General features: G+C 66.1%; 6 protein-coding genes. 5 read left to right on the top strand and 1 reads right to left on the bottom strand.

Annotated features, from left to right (window positions below):
• The 3 genes from VF649_RS01750 to VF649_RS01740 all read left to right on the top strand — a co-directional run.
• A partial coding sequence (locus tag VF649_RS01750; RefSeq protein WP_331010235.1) for a helicase HerA-like domain-containing protein occupies positions 1 to 1,317 on the top strand: 1,317 nt, incomplete at its 5' end.
• An 82-nt stretch (positions 1,318 to 1,399) separates the two neighbouring features.
• Entirely contained in the window at positions 1,400 to 2,365 is a 966-nt protein-coding gene (locus tag VF649_RS01745; protein WP_331010234.1) for an isopenicillin N synthase family dioxygenase, read from the top strand.
• 133 nt (positions 2,366 to 2,498) lie between these two features.
• A complete protein-coding gene (locus VF649_RS01740) occupies positions 2,499 to 3,992 on the top strand; it encodes a S10 family peptidase (protein WP_331010233.1) in 1,494 nt (497 codons plus the stop codon).
• 38 nt (positions 3,993 to 4,030) lie between these two features.
• Here the strand turns inward: VF649_RS01740 and queF are convergent, their stop codons facing one another.
• On the bottom strand, positions 4,031 to 4,477 hold the full coding sequence (gene queF, locus VF649_RS01735; protein WP_331010232.1) for a preQ(1) synthase: 447 nt from the start codon (positions 4,475 to 4,477) through the stop codon (positions 4,031 to 4,033).
• A gap of 108 nt (positions 4,478 to 4,585) precedes the next feature.
• Between queF and sseA the strand changes: the two genes are divergently transcribed.
• Both sseA and metC read left to right on the top strand, forming a co-directional pair.
• Positions 4,586 to 5,422, top strand: coding sequence for a 3-mercaptopyruvate sulfurtransferase (sseA, locus tag VF649_RS01730; protein ID WP_331010231.1), 837 nt, complete (start codon positions 4,586 to 4,588; stop codon positions 5,420 to 5,422).
• On the top strand, positions 5,383 to 6,565 hold a 1,183-nt coding region (gene metC, locus VF649_RS01725), incomplete at its 3' end, for a cystathionine beta-lyase (protein ID WP_331010230.1). The genes sseA and metC, both read left to right, overlap by 40 nt.

Here is a 6,565-nt window from a genome sequence, read left to right as displayed (position 1 = left end):
GACCTGTTTGGGAAGCAGGGCCATCCGGTGCGAACGACCGTATCCGAAATGGGGCCTTTGCTGCTGGCCCGGTTGATGGGTCTGAACGCCGTGCAGGAAGGCGTGCTGGCGATCGTGTTCCGCGTCGCCGACGAGGGCGGGATGCTGCTGCTCGACCTGGGCGATCTTCAGGCGATGCTGGCGCATGTCGCGGAGAATGCAGCCGAACTGACGACGCGGTACGGCAATGTCACGAAACAGAGCGTCGGCGCGATCCAGCGGCAGTTACTGCAATTGGAATCGCAGGGCGGCGACGCGTTCTTCGGTGAACCGGCGCTCGACATTCGCGACTTCATCGCCGTGGACGAGCAGGGCCGCGGGCATGTCAATGTGCTGGCGGCCGACCGTCTGATGGCCAGCCCGAAACTCTATGCGACGTTCCTGCTGTGGCTGCTGTCCGAACTGTTCGAGACGTTGCCGGAGGTGGGCGATCCGGACAAGCCGGTCATGGTGTTCTTCTTCGACGAGGCGCATCTGTTGTTCGATGAGGCGCCCGACGCGCTGATGGACAAGGTGGAGCAGGTCGTGCGGCTGGTGCGATCCAAGGGCGTCGGCGTGTATTTCATCACCCAGAACCCGGTCGATGTGCCGGAGGATGTGGCCGGGCAGTTAGGGAACCGCGTCCAGCATGCATTGCGCGCCTTCACCCCGCGCGACCAGAAGGCGATCCGCGCGGCGGCGGAGACGTTCCGTGCCAACCCCGGTGTCGATGTCGCCACGGCGATCACCGAGTTGAAGGTCGGTGAGGCGTTGGTGTCGATGTTGCAGGCCGATGGCGCGCCTGCGCCGGTCGAGCGCACGCTGATCGCGCCCCCCGGATCGCGGCTGGGGCCGGTGACCGACAAGGAGCGGCAGATGCTGATCGCGTTGTCGCCCTATGCCGGTAAATATGATGCGGCGGTGAACCGCGAAAGCGCGCAGGAAATGCTGGCGGCCAAGGCCGGCGACGCCGCCGCGGCAACCGTGCGGGCGACGGCGGAGGCGCAGGCGGCCAAGGCGCAGGCCGCAGAGGCCAAGCAGGCCGCGGCGCAGGCGCAGACGGACGCGCGGCTGAAAGCGGTAGCGGACCGGGCCGCCGCGCGTGCCGAAGCCGCACAGGTCAAGGCCGAGGAGCGGGCACGGATCGCGGCGGAGCGCGCCGCCGCGCGGCCGACCGTGATCGACAAGATGGTGCAGTCGGCGGCGCGATCCGCCGCATCGTCGGTCGGGCGGCAGGTCGCCGGGCGGCTGGGCGCACAACTGTTCCGCGGGCTGCTGGGTGGATTGTTCAAGCGCTAGTGCGTTCGCGCCGCCGGGATCGCGCGCGGTTTATTCCGATCGTGAATCCGCTTAGATTGGCCGGAAACAAGGACAGGATGGCATGACGACCGATTTGTTGGACCAGACCGCCACGACCGACGGGATTGCATCTTTGTCGGTTGCGCAGGGCGACATCGATCCGGAGGGCTTTGCTGAGGCGCTGGGTCGGTCGTTCGAGGTCTATGGCTTTGCGGTGGTGCGCGATCATGGGATCGACCCGACGGTGATCGCGCGGGCGGAGGCGGCGGCCAAGGCGTTCTTCGCGTTGCCCGAAGCGGTGAAGCGGCAATATCATCAACCGGGAACCGGCGGCGCGCGCGGGTTGACCCCGTTCGGGATCGAAACTGCGAAGGATGCGAGCGCGGTCGACCTGAAGGAGTTCTGGCATGTCGGTCGGGAATTGCCGGCCGGCCATCCGTTCGCAGCCGAGATGGCGCCAAACGTCTGGCCCGATGAAGTCGCCGATTTTCGCGATGCCATGCTCGACCTGTATGCGGCTTTCGATGCCGCGGGCGCGCGATTGCTGTCGGCGATCGCCCGCTATCTGAAGCTGGATCCCGACTTCTTCGTGGATACGGTGCGCGATGGCAATTCGGTGCTGCGGCTGCTGCATTATCCACCGATTGGCGCGGAGTCGCCAAGCATCCGCGCCGGCGCACATGAGGACATCAATACGATCACGCTGTTGCTGGGCGCCGAGGAGGCGGGTCTGCAGCTGCAGAAGAAGGACGGCGCGTGGATGGCGGTTGCGATCGGCCCGGGGGAACTGGTGGTCAATGTCGGCGACATGCTGCAACGGCTGACCAACGGTGTTTTGCGATCGACGACGCACCGCGTGATGAACCCGCCGCCCGAGCGGCGTGGGGTGGCGCGGTATTCGATGCCGTTCTTCCTGCATTTCCGGCCCGATTACCGGATCGAGACGTTGCCGCAGACGATCAGCGCGGAGCGGCCGAACCAGTTTCCGGACAGCATCACCGCGCATGCCTATCTGATGCAGCGGTTGCGCGAGATCAAACTGATCTGAGCTTGGGATCTTCGTCCTCCCCCGGGCAGATCGGCGGTCGCTGGTGGAGTATCGCGCGGTTTTCGTCGATGCGGGGTTGCCGGCAGGGTCGGCCGGATGCTCAATGGGGCACTGACCAACCCGGAGTGACCGCATGGCCCGTTCGCTGATCGCCCTGACGACCCTTGGCCTGTTGCTGGCGCCGCCGGCGATAGCGCAGGATGCAGCGCCGAAAGGTGTTGCCAAGGCCGACGCGGCGGCGACTGAGCTGCCACCGCTTTCGGCGGACAGGACGGTCCGGCAATCGGCCATGATCGGCGGCAAGACCATCGGCTACCAGGCGACGGTCGGAACGATCCTGGTTCGCGATGCCAAGGGCAAGACGATCGGGCAAGTTGTCTACACCGCATATGTCGTGCCCGGTCGCGATCCGTCGCGGCCGGTGACTTTTGCATTCAACGGCGGCCCGGGCGCATCGTCGGTCTATCTGAACCTGGGTGCGATCGGGCCGAAGCGCGTGCAGTTCGGTGCCGAAGGCGATGCGCCATCTGATCCCGCAATCGCGCGCGACAACCCGGAAAGCTGGCTCGACTTCACCGACCTGGTGTTCATCGACCCGATCGGCACGGGGTTCAGTCGGTCGCTGGTGGACGAAGCGGAAACGAAGAAGGCGTTTTACGCGAACGAACCCGATGTCAAATATCTGTCGCGGATCGTCTATGACTGGCTGGTCAAGGCGGAACGGCTGCGGTCCCCCAAATATCTGGTCGGCGAGAGCTATGGCGGATACCGCGCGCCACGCTTGGCCTATGAGCTGCAGAGCCAGCTGGGTGTCGGCATCTCCGGCATCGTGATGGTGTCGCCCTATCTCGATCCGGCGGCGACGGGCGACGGAACTGCGCTGTCGCCGCTGCCTTGGATGATCGATTTGCCGTCGATGGCAGCCGGACATCTGGAGCGGCAGGGGCGGCTGACCCCTGCGGCGATGGCGCAGGTGGAGGCCTATGTTCGCGGGCCTTATGCGACCGACCTGTTGAACGGCCGGTCCGATCCGGCGGCGGCGGCGCGCATGGCAGCGAAGGTGGCCGAGTTGACCGGGCTGGACCCCGCGCTGGTGCGGCGAATGGGCGGCCGGATCGACAGCCGCACCTATCTGCGTGAGATCCGGCGTGACGACGGCAAGATCGGGAGCGTGTATGACAGCAATGTCACGGCATGGGATCCGTTCCCGTTCGCGCCGCAACAGCGATCGAACGACCCGATCCTGGATTCGCTGATCGCACCGACGACGAGCGCGATGGTGGATTTCATCACGCGCGAAGTCGGATGGAAGACCGATGCGCGCTACAACGCGCTATCCTATGCGGTGAATGCCGCCTGGGATCGTGGCACACTCGACGATTCGCCGGTCACCGACCTGCGCAAGGCAGTGGCGAACGACCCGAAAATGGGTGTGCTGATCGTTCATGGCTGGGGCGATCTCAGCTGCCCCTATTTCGCGTCGCGCCTCATCGTGGATCAGATGCCTGCCTATGGACAGGCGGAGCGGGTCAGGCTCGCCATCTATCCTGGTGGGCACATGTTCTACAGCCGCGGTGCCAGCGCGGCGGCATTCAAGACCGACGCGCGGGCGCTGTATCGTCGTTAGCAGTGTTCCGTAAGTAATCGATTTATAATGGATTTGGTTCAGCCCCGCCCGCGATATCCCGGCACGCCCTGGTCCGGCAGCCACAAGCCGGAGGGCGCTGGGCCGGATTGCCAGAAGACGTCAATCGGAATGCCGCCGCGCGGATACCAGTAGCCGCCGATCCGCAGGAACACGGGCTTCATCTCGTCGAACAAGCGTTGCCCGATACCGACCGTCACATCCTCATGAAAGCCGGCATGGTTACGAAAGCTTCCGAGGAACAGCTTCAAGGACTTTGATTCCACGATGGCTTCACCCGGTGCATAATCCAGCACCAGATGCGCGAAATCCGGCTGGCCGGTCACTGGGCAGAGCGAGGTGAATTCCGGAACGGCGAAGCGTACCAGATAGAGGCTGCCGATGCGGGGGTTGGGCACATAATCGAGCGTTGCGGCCTCCGGCGAGGCGGGCAGGGCGCTGGATTGTCCAAGATGAAGCGGTGTCATGGCGGCTCATCTAACCGATCTCCGGCCAAAAACGAAGCTGGACCGATGCGCGATTGAACCCCGCCGATGCGCCGGTTAGGGTGCCCGACAACGAACAGGGAGACGATGATGGACGCGTTGGTATCGACCGATTGGCTGGCCGAAGAGCTGGGGGCGAACGACCTGCGCATCGTCGACGCGACCTATTTCGCGACAGACCCGACGCGCGATCCGGCCGCCGAGTATGAAGCGGGCCATATTCCGGGCGCGGTGTTCATGGATCTGGCCGATCTGGTCGATACGGCGACGGACCTGCCCGGAATGCTGCCGCCGGCAGAAAAGTTCGCGAGCCGGATGCAGGCGCTGGGCCTGGGCGATGGCAGCCGCATCGTGATCTACGACAATTCTCCGCACCACACGGCGGCGCGCGCGTGGTGGATGCTGAAGACGCACGGCGCCCATGACGTCGCCATCCTGGACGGTGGCCTGGCCAAGTGGAAGGCGGAAGGCCGGGTGCTGAAAAAGGGTAAGGAGACGCTGCGCCATCGTCATTTCACGGTGTGGAAGGACGAAAAGGCGGTGCGCGACCTGGCGCAGATGAAGGCCAATCAGGCGTCCGGTGCGGAGCAGGTGGTGGATGCGCGGTCCGCAGCCCGGTTCTCCGGCGCGGAGGCCGATCCGCGGCCGGGCGTGGCCCCGGGCCACATCCCGGGCAGCGTCAACATCCCGCAGGACAGCCTGTTCGAAGCGGACGGGACGTGGAAACGTGGCGACACGCTGAAGTCGGTATTCGACGCGGCCGGCGTCGACCTGGCCAAGCCGATCGTCACCACTTGCGGTTCCGGCGTGACCGCGGCGGTCGTTCTGTTCGGCGCGCACCTGCTGGGAGCGAGCCAGGTGGCGCTGTATGACGGCAGCTGGAGCGAATGGGGCGCCGACGCGGCCACCGAGAAGGCGGTCGCCTGACCCAGTCGTCGCACCCGGAGCGCGCCGTCGCGCCCGCCACCCAGTTGGTGGAGGGCGGACGGCGCAAGACATGGACGCAGGGGATCGTCAATCCGCCGGTCTGGCGCGCATCGACGGTGCTGTTCGACAGCGTGGCCGACATGCGGGCGGCATCGGCACGGCCGAATGACGGGCTCTATTATGGCCGGCGGGGTACGCCGACGCAGTGGGCGCTGGCCGACGCGCTGACCGCGCTGGAGCCCGGCGCAGAAGGCACGATGCTGTATCCGTCCGGCGTCGCGGCGGTGGCGGGCGCGCTGCTGTCCGTGCTCAAGCCCGGCGACGATGTGCTGATGGTCGACAGCGCCTATGAACCGACGCGCGCCTTTTGCCGCAAGGTGCTGGCGCCGATGGGGATCACCACCACCTTTTACGATCCGATGATCGGGGCCGGAATTGCGGCGTTGATCGGGGATCGGACGGCAGCGATCCTGATGGAAAGCCCCGGCAGCCTGACGTTCGAGGTGCAGGACGTGCCGGCGATCTGCGCGGTGGCAAAGGCGCGCGGGGTGGCGACCTTGCTCGACAATACATGGGCCACGCCGCTGCTGTTCCGCGCGATCGAGAAGGGGGTCGACCTGACGATCCTGGCCTGCACCAAATATGTGGTGGGGCATTCGGATGCGATGCTGGGATCGGTGACCGCGGGGCCCGGCCGGTTCGAACGCCTGCGCGACTTGGTGCATGCCTATGGCATCCATGTCGCGCCGGACGACGCCTTTCTGGGCAGTCGCGGGTTGCGGACGCTTGGCGTGCGGTTGCGGGCACACGAAGCCGGCGGCCTTGCGGTGGCCCGGTGGCTGGCGGTGCAACCGGAGGTGGCGCGGGTGATCCACCCCGCATTACCCGATTGTCCCGGGCACGATATCTGGGCGCGCGATTTCAGCGGTGCGTCCGGGCTGTTCGGGTTCGTCCTGGCCGGGGGCGACGATGCCGCGCGGGCTGCCTTGATCGACGGCCTCCGCCATTTCGGGATCGGCTATAGCTGGGGCGGGTATGAAAGCCTGGCGATCCCGGTCGATCCCGCCGCGCTCCGAACGGCGACGCGGTGGGACGCCGCGGGGCCCCTGGTGCGGTTGCATGTCGGGTTGGAGGATCCGGATG

It is taken from the genome of Sphingomonas sp. (genome assembly GCF_036387535.1).
Taxonomy (GTDB): Bacteria; Pseudomonadota; Alphaproteobacteria; order Sphingomonadales; family Sphingomonadaceae; genus Sphingomonas_R.
Note: the sequence above shows the minus strand (reverse complement) of the source record. Positions and strands in the feature narration are given on the sequence as shown.

What these genes read in the sequence shown, in the direction of transcription:
- VF649_RS01745 (WP_331010234.1), top strand. Translation starts at nt 1,400, where the DNA reads ATGACGACCGATTTGTTGGACCAGACCGCCACGACCGACGGGATTGCA.
- VF649_RS01740 (WP_331010233.1), top strand. Translation starts at nt 2,499, where the DNA reads ATGGCCCGTTCGCTGATCGCCCTGACGACCCTTGGCCTGTTGCTGGCG.
- queF (WP_331010232.1), bottom strand. Translation starts at nt 4,477, where the DNA reads ATGACACCGCTTCATCTTGGACAATCCAGCGCCCTGCCCGCCTCGCCG.
- sseA (WP_331010231.1), top strand. Translation starts at nt 4,586, where the DNA reads ATGGACGCGTTGGTATCGACCGATTGGCTGGCCGAAGAGCTGGGGGCG.